The following is a 20,498-nucleotide window of genomic DNA, read 5'->3' on the forward strand; positions in this document are numbered from 1 at the left end:
CCTTTACCACCCAGCTTGCCTAACGCCGTTTGGATTAATCCGCCTATTAACACAAAGGGAGAAACTTGACCCATAAATACACAACAATTAGACACTAAATAAAACAACTGGGTGTCTCAATGTCATTGACACATTCCGAGAGCGGCGTGCAGGTCTCGCGCACTCACTGACCAAACAACAATGCCACGTAGCTTGACGCTAAACACTGGTACGGGGGCTGAATTGTCCTTGCTTTTGTTTATTGTCTTCATGGAATACCTTTGTTGAAATCACTTGTCTAAAAAAGACGATACGGTCTCGATACCTAATAAGCCCAGTTCCTTGGCTATTGCATGACGAGAATTTTTGTCGAGTCCTTTCCCTTCGGATAATGTCCTATTGGAATGCTGAGCAATGGCGTGCCAATGGTCAGTTCGGCTAAGTCCGGAAAGAATCGGTGGCTCGACACCGGTCAATTCCCGGTACCGATCGCGAGCGTAGTGACCACGGGCAGTATTGGTGGAGTAGCCTTTTCTGGCCGCAAGTTTGTTGTGCGCTGCGAGAAAATCATCAAATGCCCATTTTTTGGGCAACCGCTTCTGCAAGCGTCTGGCCGCTATGCCGCTGCCCAGTGCTTTGATCGCTGCGGGTCGACACGGAACTTTTCGTCTCACACCGTTTTGATAGTGCGCTACCGTTACAAATCCTGTTGTTCGACCTTCTATGAGCGATTTTTTCAAATCAAGAAGCAACGCTTCTCTCACGGTAACGCCAAGGACCGACTGAAGTTCGAGTAGGTAACCGGCAAGGCTTTCACTATCGGGGCGACCGTTTTTGTCTAGCTGCAGTTTGTCAGTGGGGATATGGGAACAAGGTTGGATGCCGCAGTCGGTTACTGCGCCTACGGTTTGCCAGTCGTTGTCCATCAGCCTCATGACCGCATTCACAAAAGATAAGCTACTTGCCGCGCCGGCTGTGCTTAAGCGTTTTCCGAGGTCGAATTCGGATTTTAAATACTGTCCGTAGCGGATAACGTGATCACGGGTAACCGATACAATGCTGTCAAGCTGATTACCGTCTTGGGTAGTTGACCATACGCAAAAATGTAACCAATGATTGATCAGTACCGGTCGCTTTTGTAATGGACAATCCGGAAGGCGCGTTAAGGCTTCTTCGCCACTTTTATACAAAGGATGACGGCGTACTTTGTGGTGTGTAAGCGTTTTGTCCATTAAGCGAGGCTATGCAAAGGATTCGATGAAAATCAGATCTAGCATGGCACGCTAATTGATAGTCGAGGTTAACGTTATCAGTGTGCGACGGAGCGACATGCCGGCTTCACTTTTGTTGAGTAAGCAGATCTCTTTTGCCATATCTAAAGTTATGTAGGCATATTGGTTTCCTTCTAAAAAGTAATCCTCACCCTGAACGTATCGGTACTCTTGAATGATAGAACGAATCCACTGTGAAAAATCAGTTTCGGTTTGAAGGATTTTATGAAGAACATGCCAGTCGAGTAAGATATCCAAAGGCGTATTTGATCCCTTGAGTCTTCTGTATATCACCGATTTGTCGATATCAATTTTTTTAGATGCTAATAATGATTTATTTTGTTGGGACATAATAAAAAACCCTATAATTAATGTTAGGTATATTGGTAACTTTTATTTAATGCCTATTTAGATAGAACTTGGGTTTAAAGTTGTTTATAAAGTAAATAAGGCTTTGCAATGGAATATATTCATCATTCAAGTTGAGGCGGATAGCGTTCGATAACTCTTCTATTAAATCGTTCTCGATTTCAGTTTTCATTAAGGCTATTGTTTCTGAATTGAAATCAGTTATATCACTCATGACAAGCCTGATTTCTGACCAGTATTTTATCCAATAAAAAATAACATTTGACAGGTCATTTGATAGGGTAAGGATTTCGTTATCATTTGAGTCTTTTTCTTTAGTCGTAAGGATCATTATTCATAATATAAGTGTCGAAAAATTGAATATATTATTTTTATTGACGACTTAGCAACATCAAAAGGATCGACTTTTAAGCGCCTTTTCGTTCGTTTTTAGGGTGCTGAGCTATTTGTGAAAAATACTGGCGTCCAATTTTTAATGAATGATTTCATTTCTAAAAAATATTCGGACGAATATGCAAACGGGAATTTTCTTTTAAAGCTGCGAATATGTTCTTTATAAATGGAGGCCTGAATATCTTCAAGAATCGAAAACAGTAGATCATGATCCATACCGGGCTGGTAAATGTGGTCGCGTTTTTTTATGGCCCAGTAAAGAACGCGTGAAGTCGTTAATTCATGCAAGTGACAAAACTCCCGATCTTCCTTTTCCCTGTCTCGCTCGGCAATTTTTTCGTTACGTTGCATATTCGCACACTGATTCATCAGTAGGTCCCGTTCGCATTGGATGAAATAGCGCCGAATTTTCCTGCCCATGTCATTACGTTCAATCATCGCCAACTCCTTGGCCATTTCGAGGGTGAGAGCGTAGTCGCAGGAATACTTTGTGCCACTTGGCAGCTGCTCCCCCGTTTTGGTGAGCACGTAGTCAACACCTTTCTGAAACCCGTAGTCGGAAATGCGCTTTTTCATCCAGGTCGTGAAGTCACGACTGACTCCCATAGCCGCGTGGAGCGTCCTCCCGTCCACCACAGGCTGCTTGATGCCGCCGATTTCGCCGTCAACTACGGGAATAACTTCTTTATTATCAATCGTTTTTACCACTTTGCTCATAAAAGTTCCTATAGATTTTGGGATTAGAAGTGGGCAGCATATTGCTTTAGACCAAGATCGGTTATAGCGAAAGACGCGGTTTTTCGGCTTCTTTCGTTTTCACTACCTTGTCGTCAAAATTGGCGATCAGCCCCACACCGCAGCAGCCGATAACCCGTGCACGCACGAGCTATCGGCCGCTCCGGTGTGGAGCCGGGGTGTGACCTATTGTTCTTTTACGTCGAGAGCAGGCGTAACCCGGCTCCTGGTGAAATCCTAAGGGGATTCCACCAACGCCTCTTTTTCTGCGGACACACTTCTCTCGACGGTGAGCATAAGGTGCTTGGGAACAGCCTCCCAGCAGGGCTGCAGGTAAAAGAGCGTCAATGCGCTATTTGTTTCGACGCCGCGCGAGGCGAAAAATTGCTGAAATTACGCCGTGCAGGTGGGTGTCAATCGGGCTGCCATACATTTTCTATGGACAGGCGCTGCCTCGTTCTGAGCGGTTTCAACGTGAAAATCCAACGAATCCCAACTTTTCCTAAATGGAAATTGGTATCGTGGAGTTGGTATGCCTATGTTTCTTTTGGGAAATTTGGCCTGAAATGAACAAAGACCAAAGTGTCTATGTTGAGAAAAAGCGGCGGGGGAAAAAATTTTGGCCGATTTCCGGGTGGGACGCAAAGGCGCCGTCTTACGGGCAGATCTTGCGTGGAAGGGTTAAAAATTCACCCGTTCTTTCAGGGTAATTGAATTTTGGATTAAAGCACAACTTACTGAAATATAAGATAATTATACTGACGCATAACATTTATGCGATCAGTGGACGCAACTTGGGCGCGATGATTTTCCGGCTATTTTGCCGGTAAAGAAGGGTCCCGGTGGCTTCCTGCCGCCTTAGCGGTCCGGGGGATCTCGGATCTGTTTAGCGTGCTCCCGTAGCACGACTTATCGGGATAGAGGCATCCTGCTGCACAAAACCCATCAACGAACTCCAATTTTCTAATGATCCTCCAGAGATTGTCAACTGGCATGCACCACAAAATCGAAAGAGGCCGAAAAAACGCGTCTTTCGGTCGAGCAAGCTCGTTTGGCTGTGTGTAAGCTTGAAGCAAGACATCCGCACGACGAATTAGTGAAATTTAGCAGTCAAGCATGCGTTGCTATTAGTACGGTATTAAGCCATGCGCTAGACAGATGACGGACGCGCATAGGACATTAGCCGGACAAGTGTCGGACTAGAGATAAGGGAGAACGATTTGAAAACAAAAGAAGAAGGGCTCAAAGTACTAGAAGGATTAAAAGTTGATATGGGGAACAAGAGCGGAACGATGTTAATGCGGACTCTGTACGATCAGATTGAGGCATCACTAGCCTCGGGTGTGACGAGAGAAATAATACTGAAAAAGCTGAACGAAACTTATGATCGAAGGATAACTCTTCAATCCTTCGACAAAAACTTATACCGCATCAGAAAAGAAAGAAAACAAAAGGGCGTTAATACAGACCTTATATCAGATAATATTATTAATCAAGTATATCCATATGTTGATAATGGAAATAATGATAAATCGATCATAAGCGACCAAGCCTATCTTATGGATAAAGAGAATACCAATGATAGAGTCGATATTAAAGAAGATGACTCTAAAAAATATCATACTCCGGATGACATAAGGAAAATTAGAGAAAAAACGCTAAAAGAATTAGATGATGATCTTAATGGTAATTATGATTGAGCAACATTTAATTATAAAAATATTTTTAAATTTTATAAAGGTAATCAATAAATGAAAGTCGTCGTTATGAATTACACGGGTACTGTTGGAAAAACCACAATCGCCTCGCATTTGCTCCTGCCACGCATAAATAACTCTTCGATAATTGCGGTAGAAAGTTTTAATGAATCGGCAGCCGGTATTGGAATAAAAGTTGATCAAATTAAGGCTGATAAATTTAAAGAGATATTTAGGAAAATAATTGATACGGATGCACCGATTATTGATGTAGGGACATCGAATATCGAAAACTTTCTTAATGGAATGACTCGGTTCAGTGCGACGAATGAGGAAATTGATTTCTTTGTTATACCGGTGACAAGCGGCACGAAGGAGCAGAGAGAAACCATTTCGATGATCATGACGCTAAAGGAATTCGGCATACCTGACAGTAAAATACGACTCATATTTAACCGGGTAGAATCAAATGTTGAAGAAGAATTTCTCGTATTATTGAATTACACAAAAAAAAATAACATACCAATCAACAACAAAGCGCTTATTTTTGAAAGTGAGCTATTTGACGAACTGGCGATAAAAAAAATGACGATTAAAAAATTGCAGGAAGATAACAAGGATTACAGGGCGCTTCTGCGCGAAAACAAAGAGGCGGATCAAAAACAACGTGATCACTGGATCGATATGTATGGGCTGAAATGCCTTGCTAAGCACGTTAGCAAAAATCTTGACGACTGTTTCGCCGAGCTATTCGGCTAATGACCGTGAACGAGATAAGGCCTGGACGGGGAAAAAGGGCAGCACTGCTTATTGAAGCCATTGATGAAATTAGCATCCTGATTCAACAGATCGGCGAAGTTGAAGCTAAATTCATGCCTCTCGTTGCTGAACTGGAAAATAAGCTGGTCGCTTCGATTGCTCGGGTAGACAGCCATGCCCTCGAAAAGCAGGCCGAATTTTCCAGGGTGGCCGACCGGGAAAAAAAAGTCTTCGAAGCCAAGCTGAATACGGCCGTGACCAAAACCGTCAATCGGATGGTCAACGAGGTAGAACGTGCGGACGGCTTGTCAGTGCGATCGCAAGTTTTAATCGCTTTGACAATCGCCATTACGGCATCGGCAATCAGTGTTTACGGATCGTATTGGCTGTTTGGAAGAGAACAGGCTGAGCAGGCCGCAATCGGAAGGGCCGTGATGGCGGTGTGGAATGAGTTGGACGAAAAAAGCAAGTCGAAGATTGAGCAAGCGTATTAGTGCTGATGACCCCAACCTAAAGACCGGAGCTGATCTTTTTAGTGTCCGGATTTTTTACGCCAAGACTTTTAATCACTTTGCGCCCTCAAAAGGCGCACTAAAAAGCACCTCTTTCAACCCACTTGAAAATCAAATTGTGTAGCTTAATAGAAGCTTAATAGATGATTTAAGGTTGTTGGAGTATCGCCATGCAAAAAAGCTTAGTTGTGCGTGTTTTAAAGTGTGTCAATAAGGCAAGGTTGTTTGCCGCTCTGCTTTTATTGACGTCTTGTTACTCGTTTGTCGCTCATGCCGCGCCTACCGGTCTAACGGCAACAAAGGGTAGCCAAGCTAACGGCATTGCTCTTCAATGGCAAGACACGGCCTCGTCCACCTATAGAATTTATCGGGCTTTGGGGGTTAATGGGATCATGACGCAAATCGCCACGGTTACCACTAAAACCTACCAGGATACTGCTGCAGAAAAGGGGGTCACCTATGGCTACCGAATTAGAAACGCAGCGGGAACTTGGAGTAATATCGATTATGGCTATCAAAAATTACCCGCACAATCATTAGGTCCAACCGTTGCTAATGGATACACCAAAATCTCTGCAGGTAATCATCATAGTTTAGCGTTAAAAGCGGACGGACGATTGTTTGCATCCGGTTTAAATGCTAACGGTCAACTGGGCGACGGAACAGTGTCTCAATCGACCGTTTTCAAACCCGTATTGACCGGTGTTTCCGATATGCTTGCCGGAGCCTCCGTGTCGTTCGCGTTGAAAACCAACGGCACACTCTGGGCGACAGGAAGCGGTTATTCAAACACTTGGCAGCAAATCTTGACGGGCGTTTCATCCCTGCATACCAACTACAATAAATCAACTTTTTGGGCCGTTGTTTCAGGCGTTGCTTATACCGGTACCCAGGCCACAAATTGGGCACCAACACTCTATACGAATATTAAGCAAATCACCTCTGTGCTATCAGGCACCACGCCGGTTATTGTTACCCTCAGAAATGATGGTAGTTTGTTCGAAGGATCAACACAAAGATCTACCGGTATTAAAAAGATACAAACTGTCGTCTATGGGAACTGCGGTTCTAGTTGCGTTAATAGTTATGTGATTTTATCGTTACGATACGACAACAGTCTTTGGGCGTTCAGAGGTAATGCCAATCTACCTGATGGCTCGGGTCGTTTTACAACAACGGCATTTCGTAAAGTTCTGGATAATGTTAAGGATGTTTCCGCAACAGAAGGCGCCTTGTCGGTAAACAATGTGGTTCTTGCTACCCTGAATGACGGCTCTCTCTGGTCCGCCGGCAGAGGAACGTCAACCGGACAAAACGGTGATGGATCGACTTTTACCCCTTACTGGAAACAAGTTTTCGATCAAGTTTCTTTTACTTCAATTGGCATTTACCATTCGCTCGCGTTAAGGACCAACGGCACTATTTGGGTTACGGGAGACAATCCAACGGGTTTGCACGGCCTAAGTCACACTGATGGCACTCAATTTTGGACACGAACCGGATTAATCACACCGAACAAAGTTCAAAATCTTAATGCAACCGATGGAACGGAATATGGTCGCATTTTAATTACCTGGACGCCGAGCCCGGATGCGACCAAATACGATCTATATCGATCGTTCAGGTCCGGCGATAAAGGCAGCTTGTTGGCTTCTAATTTAACATCCGCCAGTTTTGTTCATAACACAAGCTCAACAAGCAGTACGCCCCAATTCTATACAGTCGTAGCAAAAAATGATGAGCAACCAGGCAATATCTTATTCAGTCCGGACTCTGATCAAGACGTAGGTTTTAGTAAGATTGTTCCGGTCATGACTGATGTCACGGCTAGTCAAGGAACATCAACCGGCAATATCAGACTTCAATGGCCCAGTCATCCCGATGCAACGGGTTACGAAATCTGGCGGGCTTCGAGTCCAACAGCCCCCCCTACCAAGATTGCCACGCTGACATCGGTACCCGTCAGTAGCTATCAAGACTCAACAGTCCAAGGTGTTGCTTCCTACTTTTATACGTTAAAAGTAATCGTCGGCTCACTCATTGGTCCCCAAAGCAATCTAGCCGAGGGGTGGGCTAATGCACCACCCACCGCTGCGGTGCTAACATTATCGGCTGGATCTACAGTCGCTAGCGAGCTTACCCTCCCAACAATCACCGACCCCAATGTCACAGCCGGCAAATCAGAGGCATTTACTTACAGTATTACAGAACAACCTACGGCGGGGACACTGTCTATCAACTCCGGCAGTTTCCTGTATACGCCCCCTGCCGACGGTAAATTCTCTGGGACTTTATCCTTTAAGTTCAGAGTCACTGATAAGGGTGGTGCGACTCTGGTGAGTAATGGGACTATCAATGTACTCTGCGATAATCCAACCATCTCATCCTTATCGCTGCCAGTCAGTTCGGTTTTGCAAGCAGCGCCCTTTTATGCCGATGCCACTTATTCCTTTCCAGAATGCTCGACTCACAGTCGCGTCAAATTGGATGTGCTTGACGGCAATAGCGTCGAGGTCGTATCAGGGATTAACCAGTCGACCCCAAAAGGTATTAACCAAGTCAGACCGTTCCTCAGTCATGGTATAGCTTCGCTCGGAACTTATATCGTTCGCCTGACCGCAGCAAGTGACTCAGGATCAACAAGCAAGACCGCCCTACTCACGGTTAATGCAATCAACCTACCGAATCTGACCGTATCGCCATCGCAACAGGTCATCATTAATGAAACCCCTGTACAGGCTAAATTAACCAACCCAACGCAGATCAATTGTCCATTTACCACTGATCTGGCTGCGGCCATGACTGATCCGTCTAAGTGCCATCTGACCTTACACTCTTCAGCGCCTGGATTAGTGCGGGATAATTCGGGAGACTTGCCCGCACTGTCAGGAATTATAAGCGGTGCCGGAAACTATGACATCATCGCGGAAGTATTTAAGCACGATGGCACCGCTATGGTTAAGGTGGGTCAAGTGATAAGAAACACCGTGGTGTCTTGTGCCGCGCCGGTTATTAATACCCTGGATATTCCCAAATTATTGCCTAACGAGATACCCCGTTATTCAGCCGTCTATAAAGCCTATTCCTGCAATGGCCCTTTGACAGGTTCGTTAGTCATTAAAAAGGGTTTTCAAACGGTTGAGACCTTGCCTTTATCCTCGCTTGCTCACGGTGACAATGCCACCTTGACTCGCTCTGGAACCGGTCTAACCGTCGGTGACTACACGGCTGAACTCAGCATTACGGGTGCAGCCGGAACTCAGCTTAAAACCCAGGCATTCTCTGTTGAAGACGTTACTTTGCCCACGTTAAATGTAAGTCATGAAGTCATTCCTCAAGGGGAAGTCCATCTTCAGGCGAGTCTTCAGCCATTACGCAATCCCAATTGTTCATTAACCAGCGTCCAATCCGAAGCCGAGAATGATACAAAAAAATGTTATGTGACATTAACTTCGAACATTCAAGCTATGCAAGCCAATTTTGATGCGTCAGGTTTGCCCACGTTGTCGGGTTATCCTTACGTTGTTGGTGAATACACACTACAAGCGAGGGTGTCTCGTTGGGCATCCGGTGTCCGCTACGACGCTAAACCCATCACTAAAACCATCAGGGTAACAGCTGTTATCCAATCTCAATTCGAATTTACTGGAAAAAATAACGTTTTCATTGGCATTGAAAAACTGAATTTAACATTAAAGCAATTATCAGGACCGTTGTGTGTGTTATTTGACAACGAACAAACTGCTGAAATAGAAGCATCAAGGGGTAAACGTGCGTGCTTTGTCACGACTACCGGCACAGACAGTTTGACCAAAAAATTGTCCCTTAATCAGTATAAACTCGAAGGCTCTTTAAATAAGATAGGTAGAACGACCCTGGGTTTATCGATAAAACGCTATTTCCCCAACGGATCTAGCATGATCTTACAAAACAGCCACTTTGATGTTACCGTTAATGAACTACCCCCTCCCGAATTAACCTTTAGAGGGGGTCAAAAAATCATTGCCAATAAATACTACGTTCCCCTCAACCAAGCGGTAACACGAGCAATCGTTTCAGCGGGCGTCACAACCGCAGCCAAGATGAAAATTTCCATCCAGGATAGCGCTCAAAATTTCGAGCGTGAAAACGTTTCTAATGGCGCCGGTTACTGGGTTACAACACCAGAGCTTAAATTGCTGGAAGAAAGGAATATAAGGTTGCGGGTTGCCTGGCAAGATTACCCACAGCTATTTAAAGAGTACCTGATCACGGCGGTAGGCGGGACTGAAAGTAACCTGCGGCTGTCTATCGACACGCCGACAAAAACGCCTGACACGGAAATGATTACCGTTAGGGTCAGGGTGGGTAAGTTATTAAAAAACGGCGTTAAATACACTCCGGAGACGATGGGTAATTGGCGCGTTAAAATTCTAGCAGAGACCAACAATGATCCTGATAGACAGGCGGTGACTGAATCTGTGGATTTGGTTGACGGAGTTGCTACTTTTCGGATCAATCCATCGGGGCATCATTTCATGAAATTAACCGCTGCTGCCGAGTTAGTCTCTTCGGTTGATGGGCTTGAAAGCACACTGCTTTCACCCACGCGTTATGTGCAAGTCGTTAAGGGATCGCCTATTCAAGGAACTGTAGTTGCAAATACCCGTGAAGCACCTTGGCCCAAAGCATTCCGTTTAAAACTGAACATGACTTTAGACAACCGTGCCGCTCTCCAGAGTGCCACTTGGTATGAAAGTGATGATGAGGGATCTACGTGGATAAACTACAATCCTGCAAATACGTTCGCCTATAGCCTGGCTATGGATTCGCCCGGGAAAAAGTTGATCCGGGTTAAAATGGTTAATAAGAACACCTTGTTAGAAAGTTACTCTGATCCGGTTGAATTATTCTCCTACGCCAAGGTTGTCGCAAAGATTATAGGCCCTCGCCACGCCCACCCAAATCAACCGGTTACTTTTTCAGCAGAGCATCTAAATAATGGTTCAGCCATTCGGGATACTGTTGATCAATGGACGATTGACTCGTCAACAGGCAGAGAACGATTCACCGGAAAAACGATCACATTTACCCCACAATCAGAAGGAAAGGTCTCACTCACCTTACGATCCAGACCTTCAAATACCAGTGAAACAGACCCTAATTCCTGGACAACAATCCGTAGCCATCTCGGTATTACAGCCCCGAGCAGCCCGACTATTAACGCACAAGGACCGCGCAATGTCGAAACGGGCAAGACTTATCGCTATACAGGCACTGCCAGGCCGTCATGGGGTTCAATCCAAAGTGTCAATAACTTGATTACCGAATGGCAGTTACCTGATGGTAAAACGGTATCGGGACGAACGCTTGATTGGACGCCGACTACTCAGGATTTGATTGATACCAAACCATTGATTTTTCGAGCATGGGTCAGCGGCTATAAAGAGACTACGTCTAAAGAAACCACTATAAAATACGTGCCATGGCAATATGTCTGGCCAAACTTCACCGTGTCCGTTAAACAATTTACGCCACAAGCGCCCTCAGACCTTGCTTTGCAGGTCACTCATGACGCACCAAAAATGAATACCCGCTTTGAGGGGCTTAGTTATCACTGGTCATATCCAGAAAGTGTGAACGGTCGCAGTAACGAAGCCTCCCCTTCCAGGGCAATGGTCCAAGTTTTACAGGCGGGTCAGTACACTGTTTCCATTACCATCAAGGATAAACGAGGCCATCAAACCGTATTGAATCAGCAGGTCTCGGCAGAAGAACCGGTGCCTTATAGAGCTCAACTCAGGCTTGCCAAGTCCAATCTCGCTGATCGGGCCCCTATGTCAATCACGGTTAGGCCTACTGTTTCCGGCGGTCATCCGCTAGATTCTGTTATCGCCCAATCTTGGTCTGTTGATGGAGCAGTCATTGATGAGTATCAGAATCGACCTTTTATGATCACCACTATTGCTGAGCCTGGTGACCACACCATTAGCTACACGCTGCATAGCAAAATGGGTAAAACCATGACCTCTAATGCACCTATTCACTTAACTAAAAACCAATTGCCCACCTGTGAATTGATCTCAAAACCAAATTCATTTGTTGTCTATGTTGAATCAAAATGCACCGACCCTGACGGCAAAGTTATTGGTTATTCGTGGCGGGTAAACGACCAACCGATTGGCTCGACATCCTACCGGATCAGTTTCAGCAAATCCGGACAACCCCAGTCGGCCAAAGTGACTATCGTTGCCATGGATGACGCCAAGGAATTATCTGTTCCGGTGTCTATTCATGTTAATTATTGATGAGCCGTGGCGTTGTTTTATTGATTAATCACGGGTTAATTTTATCGCTACTTTTGATAGCAGGAGCGGCAATGGCAAATAATGAGGGAGCCGCTCCTGATTCTGAAACTAATCAGGCGCAAAACCAAATCGAACGCGCTTCACAGCAATTGGATTTCTTCGCCATGCAATTGCCGCTTGTGATCAAAGCACGGATTGAAGCTTTTATGAAAAAGGGTTTTCGCGCTGTTTTGATTGAAGATCCTGAAGCCGCGCCTGCCGAAGAAAAAATGGTCCGCTCACTTACTGATGGCTTGCGCAGTATCGGTAGCGCTTTTGAAGATGACAGGGCCGCCTATCAAAGAGAACGAAAAGGCGATGGTAAATAAACGGCTATCTGCAAAATGAGGTGGGAAAGCAGAACGATTCATGTTTTTTAATCACGCAGTTTTATGCAAAACAGGACTGGATCGTTGAAGCGAGATAGCGTGTTATGTGCAATAGTTGGTTGGGCTGCAATGCTCGTTATTGTGTAATTTATTCTAATGATGTATTTACATAACAAGACACATTTGTTTACCAAACATCAGCCTCCATTTATTTATGGCATAACATTAACAACTGCATCAAACGTTTGGGAAAGAATAAATGAATAAAATAAAAACGCTTTTTATATTATTTGTATTATTTTCCCTGAACACGTCTGTTTTTTGCCAGACTAGTCAGAAATACATGGAAATGGCAGATAAAGCATTCGACACAGGAGAGAAAGATAAAGCCAAAGAATTATATTTAAAAGCTGCTGAAATGAACAATGCTGATGCACATTTTTCCATTGCTTATAAATTTGTTGTAAGTAAAGAAGAACGCATTTCTCATTTTTCGGCAGCTGCAAAAATGGGTCATGCAAAAGCTCTTGAACAAGTTTTTGATGCCCTTTTTTTTCGTGCTAATAGTCTAACCGCTGCCAAACCTGAATTAGCTATTGAAATCTATAATTTAGCCAAGTCTTACAACCCGTCATTAACATTTTTTAATGAAGAAGATAAGGTTTCGACGATTAAGAAGTGTATTGAAGCAGGAAATTTTGACGCAAAAACATTTATTGAAAAATATGGCATAGAAGAAAATGAACTAAACGAATACGACTATAGTATTTGGGAGCTGGCCGCAGAAGCATCGCGTAGCGGACGCTTTGGCTCTCCTAATCCTAAAGTAGTATTACAACTTGTATGCAGAGGCGGTTCTGTTCCGATGGAATTAGGTCATGCAGTTGAAGCTGCATACATTAATTGGAAAGAAAATAAAGTTTTTGAATTTAATGTTTGCGACTATGTAGGAAGTGGCTCTGGATTATCTTATTGTTCAGAAAAAGCCGAACAGGAAGCTAATAAAGAGTACTTGCTGAGAATCAATGAATTGTCTTCAAAATTAAAAAACAATGCTGGGAAATTGTTGATGAATTCATTTAGTGTTGTCAGTAGGTTTATTGAGGAAAAAGCGTGGAAAGAGGAATTACACGGTGGCTCAGGTTATGCGGCATGGACAAGAGATTCAATAATGCAACAAAAAACAGATTATCTGGATTTGATTGAAACAATAAATAATGATTTTAGGCCTGATAAATTAACACAACGTAATGATTCTGACAGAATACTAAATAAAACTTACCAAACAGTCATCAATAGGCTAAAGAAAAAGCCTATTACCACCTTTAACGCTTCTATTGACGAAGAAGGCGTTCGTTCTGTTCAAAGACTCTGGATTCAATACCGTGACACTACGGCAAAACTTTTTGCACAAATAGTCCCATCAATAAATGAAAATATATGGAAGAACTGGTTGACCGAAATCAGAACAAAAGAACTTAAACAAATTCTTAACTTAGATAAATAGAACTTATTAGAGAACGTCCATTAATTGAAATTTTAAAAACAATTTTTGACTGTTTGTAATTGGTTGCAGCACGTCACGAATGTCCGGTTAGAGACACGTAAAATCATCGCCGAAGGGCAGTTTTGAGTCGCTATGAATAGCCATCCATAGCCGACGTTCTGGCTCACTATCAATTTAAATAGTTCAGGTAACCGGTGGCTCAACCGAATGTCAAGTATTTGGCAAGCAAATGGCATTATGGCTGCTAATATCTCGAAAGCCGCCTAGTGTTTAACGTAAAACAACAGGGCGCGCTGAAATAAAACTGCATCATAACCTCTCCTGTTAAACTTAACGGTAAAGTTTATCCTTGCTCGACTCAGCGGCTTCTGGACAATTTCTTTGCTCGCAAAGTTTGATAGGCTAGCACTTCTGACGAGAGCGGGCTGGTCTTTGGAAGCCTGAGATGTGTTAGCGAAACCACAACTGCGACTTCTTCTTGATCCGTTACCTTTAGGGCGCAACAAATACCTCCCTCGTCTCCCATATATAGTACGTCCGTAATTTCTATGTGTGCATTGGGCGAAATGTTTATCGAACTGTTATGCAGATTATGTATAAGCGCATCCGTTGCCTTAGCTGGAATGGGTAAATGCATTTTCAACTTCTGCATTAACGCTGTTACTTTCTTGGGATTGTCAATCATATTTCCTCATGCAGAAAACTGCATTTAGTTTCCTTATATCATCGGCGAAAAGTGATTATGTCTAGAAGCGATCAAACCGCAGCCATTACATCAGACTCAGCGATAGGCCGCAACGGATCGGCTTAACTTAGTGACGACTTGCCGCTTTTCGGGAATCGGAATTTCATTGACCGCTTTCTGGCGATGAATCTAAACAGCAGACGGTCTCCTGGCGACCCATTTTTGCCACTCGCGCTTCTCCAAAGCAGCCAGTCGGTCGAAGGCAGATTCTGGGACTGAAGGACTACAAAGCAGCCATTGGCGACCTCAACCAATCGGCAATAACCGGTCATTGCCGTGATCCAAAAATTGACGTTCATATGACCATATCCTCTATTCCGTCAAATGCTCGGCATAGGATTAAAAATCTATTTGAGAAATGCGATTTCTTCTGATCCTGATATAAAGCCCTGGGTCAAGACGCCATTGACGTTTTCACCGATGCGCCGGTTCTGGCCATCGCGAAGCCCGTCAAACACTGTCCAACCTTGCCGTGCCCTTCCGGCATTAGCACTGATAAGGCCAAAGTGATTTAAGTTGCAAAAAGAAAGACCTGACCTATGCTCTGCCACCGGCAAATGAACGTCAACGGTGTTATGTCGCTAGTCTCTTGGTCAGTTACCGCGTAACTTTCAGTGTAAAAATGCGGCGCTCCGCTTGAGCGCAGGTTTGGGCAGGGTTGTTTGGAGTCGATGGGCTTCGCTTTTCGCTCCACCCATCTGACACGCTATGCCAGGCCCTACCGGGCTGCCGACACGTTGCAAAGCCTTCGATCTTTGACATCGGGACGGCTGTTTTCCTTGCCGGCCGTCCTGCCAGTTCTGGCGCGCAGTTCAATGCGGGCTGCAAGCCACAAAAGCCATTACTAGCTAGTTCTTTAGGCAACAGGAATCCATCTCATTCGTCGGTGAGATGCATTGGGATGCTTGCTCGCTAATAAAACCGTTACTGCAGTTAATGCACGACGTCCGATCAAACCTTGCGGCCTTATTGGCTTGACACATCTCTGGTATGGCTGTGCCCGTTCGTGGACAGATGTGACCATCTGGGCACTGCATGCACGCCCCCTCACCATCAAAATTCTTGTATTGGCCAGCGGGGCACGGTACACAGGCTGCTTTGGCGGCATCGAATGCCGTCCCCGCAAGGCAATCGGCCGCTTTCGCGGCTTGCGCCTCGCCAACGCCGGTGCCAAACAGTCCAACGCTGCCCATCAGCCCCAGGGTGCAAATCAAGACCCAGCGGGCCATTAGTATTTTTTTCATAGCAAAGTCTCCTCATGGTGAATGGATAGGCATTTAAACGCCACGGCCCGACCTATCCTTCGGGGAGTGGCTCACTCTGTGGCCTAACGTCATGTAGAGGCATCAAAGGTTCAAAAATCCAGTTAATCTGCGCTATAGGCCTGATTTGTTGAGGTTAAGCAGCCGATTTTTATGCTTATAACGTATTCAAACATGACAAGTCATAACGGCCAATACGATACCTGAGTAAGCAAAAAATACCGAATCCAAATCACGCTGAAATGCGTTTCTATACCTGTAGCTTAAGCACCGAGCATACTGAATAATGTTTTTCGAGGCAAGCCTCATCCTGAAAACATGGCGACATGGGTGTTGAGCATTTTTGACTTGTCTGGCGACAGAATGGGATGAGTCTTTTTCTAGACAAAATCAGGGAAAAACAAAGTCAGGTCTTGCAATCAAACACTTCTTGGCTCTATGTGATTCGCATCAACAGGGTCAGCTTGCAATCATGCATTTAAAAAATTGCTTGAAAGACCGCATTCCAACCAATTTATGTCACATAATTCACGAACAGCTAGGACTGGATTGGGTCGAACGTAAGCGCCCAACCCAGACACATAGAACGCTGTACTTAATTCTGGCATCCTCACTATTTTTTAGTGAGGATTAGCAATGAAAATACATACGCAATGGCAGCAGCATGTTGAAGCTTGGCGCGAAAGCGGGTTAAGTCAGGCGGATTATTGTCGCCAGCATGGCCTCAACCACAAAACGTTTTCAGTTTGGACGCGGCGTGTTCAGCATGATTTATCCTTGAACAGGGATGTCTCCCTCGAATTAATTTCTGTCCAAGTGGCTTCATCGGCACCGGTCGCTGCAACCGAAGCAAGCGCAATAATACTCCGGCTTACGAACGAAACTCAGCTGGAACTGTCGTCGGCGGTATCACCGCGCTGGCTGGCGGAGTTGCTGCAATGCCTGTATTGATTAGTGGCCCTGGACAAATTTGGTTAAGCCTCGCGCCGGTCGTCAGCCCTTGCCTCTGCATCTGCCGCGCATCGAACATCGCCACGAACCGGAATCCTGCCAATGCGGTCAGTGCGGCAAGGATTTGATCAAGATCGGTGAAGACATTACCGAACAACTGGATGTCGAACCCGCCAAGTTCTTTGTGCATCGTCACATCCGCCCGCAATACGCGTGTCGTCACTGCGAAACCATCACCGCCGCACCGATTCCTCCGGCCATCATTGATGGCGGTATGGCGGCAGTGGGTTTGCTGGTTTGGGTGTTAATCAGTAAATACCTCAACCATCTTCCGCTCTACCGTCTGGAACAAATCGCCGCCCGCGACCAAGTCATCCTGGCCCGTTCCACCTTGTCTGAATGGGTCGGACGCACGGGTGTGGCGCTGCAACCCCTGGCGGATCGGCTGATTAAGCTACTGCTGGAGCGCGGTACGCTCCACGCCGACGAAACGCCGGTACCGCAACTCGATCCCGGCAGCGGAAAAACCAAAAAGGCTTACCTGCGGGCCTACCGCAGCAATGACTTGGAAGAAGGCCAGCGGATTATCGTCTTCGACTATCGAGGCGGGCGCAGCGGCGAGCACGCGCGTCAGTTCCTGGGCACCTGGCAGGGGCACTTAGTGGTCGATGGCTATGGCGGCTACAAAGCCTTGTTCATCGCTACACGTCAAGAAGCGTTGCCCTGCATTGAGCTGGGTTGCTGGGCGCACGCACGTCGGAAATTCTTCGATCTGCACCAGGCCAATGCCAGTCCCATGGCGATGGAAGCCCTGACGCGCATCGGCGAGCTGTATCATATCGAACAGCAAGGTAAAGAACTCAGCATCGAAGCTCGACTAAAGCTACGCGTGGAGCAAAGCCAACCCAAACTCCATGACTTACAGCAATGGCTTATTCAAACAAGAATGAAAACTGCCGATGGCGGCGGCTCCGCCAAGGCCCTGGATTACACCTTGAAACGCTGGCAGTCCCTAATCCGCTATGCGGAAACCGGACATTTGCCCATTGACAATAATCCCGTGGAAAACGTCATTCGCCCCATTGCTCTCGGCAAAAAGAACTGGTTATTCGTCGGTTCTGAGCGTGCCGGCCAACGTGCCGCAGCCATTCAAACGTTGCTGGGCACGGCAAAACTGAATGGACTCGATCCGGCTGCATGGCTTAAAGATACCTTGGAAAAACTGCCGACTTGGCCTAACAGCCGTATCGACGAGTTACTATAATATGCCTCGTCCTGAAAGTTTTAAACCGACTCACAAGTGAAACAACAGGTTACGAGCAAATTAACGATTAACCTTAAGAGTGACTTTTTCATTTCATCTGCACGAAAACAAAACAGGAAGACAGCGTCATGTCAGCAAATCGAAGACCTAACCCGTTAACAAATAAGTTACTCGTTTCAGTATTTACTTTTTTTGGCTTTTTTTTAGTTTTAATACTCAAGCGAACAGATATTTAGATAATGTGAATGTAGAAGTCTACGAACTCAATGGATCATCGATTACGCGCCGAATGGGTATTTTGAATGTCAAGGACGAATTTACTTCTGTCAGTGTCATAAATTATTGGGGAACTCTTATTGCTGGCACTGTTATTGTTGGAGGTGTAGTGTCAAGAAATGTAATCAATGCAATAAATGGAAAGGCCGTAATGGTTTTGGATTCCTGGACAAACAATGGGAATAGTATTACAAAGAATTTTTCACGCTCAATTGAAACCTATCTTATCAATGGAGCCCCTTATGTCATCGTTTCACCTCGCAGCAACAATGCCGGGCCTAAAGTCAAAAATACACGACCTGTTTTAAACCAAATAGCTCCGGAATGGGATGCCGAAGTGGGTGCGCTCTTTACGCTGCCGTTATCGGTAGTTGATCAGGAGCAAGACGAATTTGAAATGACCTCAAGCTTAAAAGGCGCTTCGTTTTCGGAGGTTTATGACCTTAACCAATTGTGCACCGTTGATTTTCAATGGATGCCAACAGAAGCTCAGGCGCACAAGGTTTACTCTGTCAAATTCAGAGCGCGAGAACTCGAAGGAAAAAATTATTATCGAATACGGTAACCGCAAGAATCCGTGTCTGGCCGACAGGCGGTCAAACCGATGCGGCAACGGTAAGGGCATTCAGTTTAAGTTCTGCGCGTTGGAATAAGGGCGTGCTGACCTTAAAAGGAAAAATCCAGCCTCAAAAAATGTTGACCTCAGCCGAGCGAAACGAACTTTTTTCAAAAAGTTTGACAGCCAATGTCACACAAGGTGTTACCGGAACCGGACTCCCAATTGAAACCAATGCCATATTGACGGTACAGAAAAATGGCAATTGGACGCTGAATAACATAGCGCTTCCCAATGATGCGCCTTTTTCTTGCAAGGTTACGGTCGACTTCGAAGGCAAAAAGTCAACACGTACGATTGCGCGCGCGCCCAAAGACTGTATCAAATAATATTCTCTATAAGCTTGAGCGTGACGGGGTATGTAACCCGTCTCGAACGTTGCCGAACATCCAACCCTGTCCTCAGCAGCTCCATCAAGTAATTTGTTCTGCAGTTTTAGAGGTTATTAACTAAGGTCTCTAAAAATAGCATCTCATGTATAGTCATGATTGAATGTGCGCAAATAATTAGGTTTGAATGGGATGCTGGTAATGTTAGGAAAAGCGCGGACAAACATAGCGTCAGCCAATCGGAAGCGGGGCAAGTTTTTTTTAATCAACCGCTTCTGATTCTGAACGATCAAAAGTACAGCCAAAACGGAGTCCGCTTTCATGCTTTGGGCAAAACAGATGGGACTCGCCTTCTGCACATTACTTTTACCCTGCGCTCGGCCGATACGTTAATCCGCGTCATTTCGGCGTGCGACATGCACCGAAAAGAGAGAATTGTTTATGAGCAAAGCCAAAAAATACCGATATTTAAAACCGAAGCAGAAGAGCGTGAGTTCTGGGAAACGCATGATTCCACTAAATGTGTGGATTGGAATCAGGCGCAATCCGTTTTGATGCTTAACCTTAAGCCCTCGAATAAAACGATTTCATTAAGATTGCCTGAGAGTCTACTAGACAGCATCAAGATTGAGGCCAATAAGCGCGATATGTCTTATCAATCGTCATCAAAGTAGTCTGGCTTTGTTTTTCTTGAGTCGTGTGGCTGTGTTTTTCTTGAGTCAACAGCTTTGAACGGCGACCTGCCCACGTCCGGAAAAATGGTGTCGCTAGACTTCACCAATATCCGTTTCACTTTTAGGCAGTGACCCCAGAACTCGTATCCATCAAGGCCTGCGATTGCAGAATCTTCATCTGCTTCGTTCTCAAAATCAATAAGGCAGAATCCATTTGCTCTTCCAGTCAAGTGATCTACTCGTAGAACAATATTTCGAACGCTACCATAGTGCGCAACCAATTCTTCTATTACATACTGGGGTGCATGGGAAGGCAAATTGTCAACGTGGATAGTCATATTTTTCCTATTCTTCTATTGAATACTGGGTGCCTCGTAAGGCAAATTGTCAACGTAGATAGTCATATTTTTCCTAAACCCTCGATCCGACAGGAAATACAACTGCGGCAAATAAATGATAACACGACCTTAAAGCCCGCTTCAATGCATGATCGAGGGGACGGAT

15 protein-coding genes and 1 pseudogene are annotated in these 20,498 nt (G+C 45.2%); 11 read left to right on the forward strand and 5 right to left on the reverse strand.

Translation table 11 applies throughout. The features are described 5' to 3' along the window. Positions 1–269: 269 nt before the first annotated feature. The 3 genes from Q7V32_RS14760 to Q7V32_RS14770 all read right to left on the reverse strand — a co-directional run bounded on the left by Q7V32_RS14760 (position 270) and on the right by Q7V32_RS14770 (position 2,729). Positions 270–1,211: a hypothetical protein gene (locus Q7V32_RS14760; protein WP_304897743.1), complete on the reverse strand. Its 942-nt coding sequence runs from the start codon at positions 1,209–1,211 to the stop codon at positions 270–272. 51 nt (positions 1,212–1,262) lie between these two features. Beyond that, on the reverse strand, positions 1,263–1,601 hold the full coding sequence (locus Q7V32_RS14765) for an antA/AntB antirepressor family protein (RefSeq protein WP_304897744.1): 339 nt from the start codon (positions 1,599–1,601) through the stop codon (positions 1,263–1,265). Between the two features lie 447 nt (positions 1,602–2,048). Then, positions 2,049–2,729: an antA/AntB antirepressor family protein gene (locus Q7V32_RS14770; protein WP_304897745.1), complete on the reverse strand. Its 681-nt coding sequence runs from the start codon at positions 2,727–2,729 to the stop codon at positions 2,049–2,051. A gap of 1,238 nt (positions 2,730–3,967) precedes the next feature. Here Q7V32_RS14770 and Q7V32_RS14775 point away from each other — a divergent pair. From Q7V32_RS14775 to Q7V32_RS14800, 6 genes are all read left to right on the forward strand, one after another. After that, positions 3,968–4,447, forward strand: coding sequence for a hypothetical protein (locus Q7V32_RS14775; protein ID WP_304897746.1), 480 nt, complete (start codon positions 3,968–3,970; stop codon positions 4,445–4,447). Between the two features lie 51 nt (positions 4,448–4,498). After that, positions 4,499–5,203, forward strand: coding sequence for a StbB family protein (stbB, locus tag Q7V32_RS14780; RefSeq protein ID WP_304897747.1), 705 nt, complete (start codon positions 4,499–4,501; stop codon positions 5,201–5,203). 5 nt (positions 5,204–5,208) lie between these two features. Further along, positions 5,209–5,697: a hypothetical protein gene (locus Q7V32_RS14785; protein ID WP_159658921.1), complete on the forward strand. Its 489-nt coding sequence runs from the start codon at positions 5,209–5,211 to the stop codon at positions 5,695–5,697. A gap of 188 nt (positions 5,698–5,885) precedes the next feature. Further along, the gene (locus Q7V32_RS14790) at positions 5,886–12,002 is read left to right on the forward strand and encodes an Ig-like domain-containing protein (RefSeq protein WP_304897748.1); all 6,117 of its coding nucleotides are present in this window, start codon (positions 5,886–5,888) and stop codon (positions 12,000–12,002) included. Positions 12,003–12,073: 71 nt separating this feature from the next. After that, positions 12,074–12,370 (forward strand): hypothetical protein, encoded by a 297-nt coding sequence (locus Q7V32_RS14795; protein WP_304897749.1) that lies wholly within the window; start codon positions 12,074–12,076, stop codon positions 12,368–12,370. 259 nt (positions 12,371–12,629) lie between these two features. After that, complete coding sequence (locus Q7V32_RS14800; RefSeq protein ID WP_304897750.1) at positions 12,630–13,877, forward strand: lysozyme inhibitor LprI family protein; 1,248 nt, start codon at positions 12,630–12,632, stop codon at positions 13,875–13,877. A 1,593-nt stretch (positions 13,878–15,470) separates the two neighbouring features. Here Q7V32_RS14800 and Q7V32_RS14805 read toward each other — a convergent pair. After that, positions 15,471–15,866, reverse strand: coding sequence for a hypothetical protein (locus Q7V32_RS14805; RefSeq protein WP_304897751.1), 396 nt, complete (start codon positions 15,864–15,866; stop codon positions 15,471–15,473). Positions 15,867–16,520: 654 nt separating this feature from the next. Here Q7V32_RS14805 and Q7V32_RS14810 point away from each other — a divergent pair. From Q7V32_RS14810 to Q7V32_RS14830, 5 genes and pseudogenes are all read left to right on the forward strand, one after another. After that, positions 16,521–16,835, forward strand: coding sequence for an IS66 family insertion sequence element accessory protein TnpB (locus Q7V32_RS14810; RefSeq protein ID WP_304897752.1), 315 nt, complete (start codon positions 16,521–16,523; stop codon positions 16,833–16,835). Between the two features lie 25 nt (positions 16,836–16,860). Further along, positions 16,861–18,099 (forward strand): annotated as a pseudogene (locus Q7V32_RS14815) (IS66 family transposase); the annotation flags it as partial. A gap of 289 nt (positions 18,100–18,388) precedes the next feature. Then, positions 18,389–18,940: a hypothetical protein gene (locus tag Q7V32_RS14820; RefSeq protein WP_304897753.1), complete on the forward strand. Its 552-nt coding sequence runs from the start codon at positions 18,389–18,391 to the stop codon at positions 18,938–18,940. A 92-nt stretch (positions 18,941–19,032) separates the two neighbouring features. Further along, positions 19,033–19,320, forward strand: a complete 288-nt coding sequence (locus Q7V32_RS14825; RefSeq protein ID WP_304897754.1) for a hypothetical protein — start codon at positions 19,033–19,035, stop codon at positions 19,318–19,320. A gap of 155 nt (positions 19,321–19,475) precedes the next feature. After that, positions 19,476–19,994, forward strand: coding sequence for a CopG family antitoxin (locus Q7V32_RS14830; protein ID WP_304897755.1), 519 nt, complete (start codon positions 19,476–19,478; stop codon positions 19,992–19,994). On the opposite strand, the gene Q7V32_RS14835 is transcribed toward Q7V32_RS14830, so the two are convergent. Then, the gene (locus tag Q7V32_RS14835; RefSeq protein WP_304897756.1) at positions 19,976–20,332 is read right to left on the reverse strand and encodes an RNA-binding protein; all 357 of its coding nucleotides are present in this window, start codon (positions 20,330–20,332) and stop codon (positions 19,976–19,978) included. The two genes, Q7V32_RS14830 and Q7V32_RS14835, sit on opposite strands and share 19 nt — an antisense overlap. Positions 20,333–20,498: the final 166 nt, after the last annotated feature.

It is taken from the genome of Methylicorpusculum sp., from assembly GCF_030651835.1.
GTDB lineage: Bacteria > Pseudomonadota > Gammaproteobacteria > Methylococcales > Methylomonadaceae > Methylicorpusculum.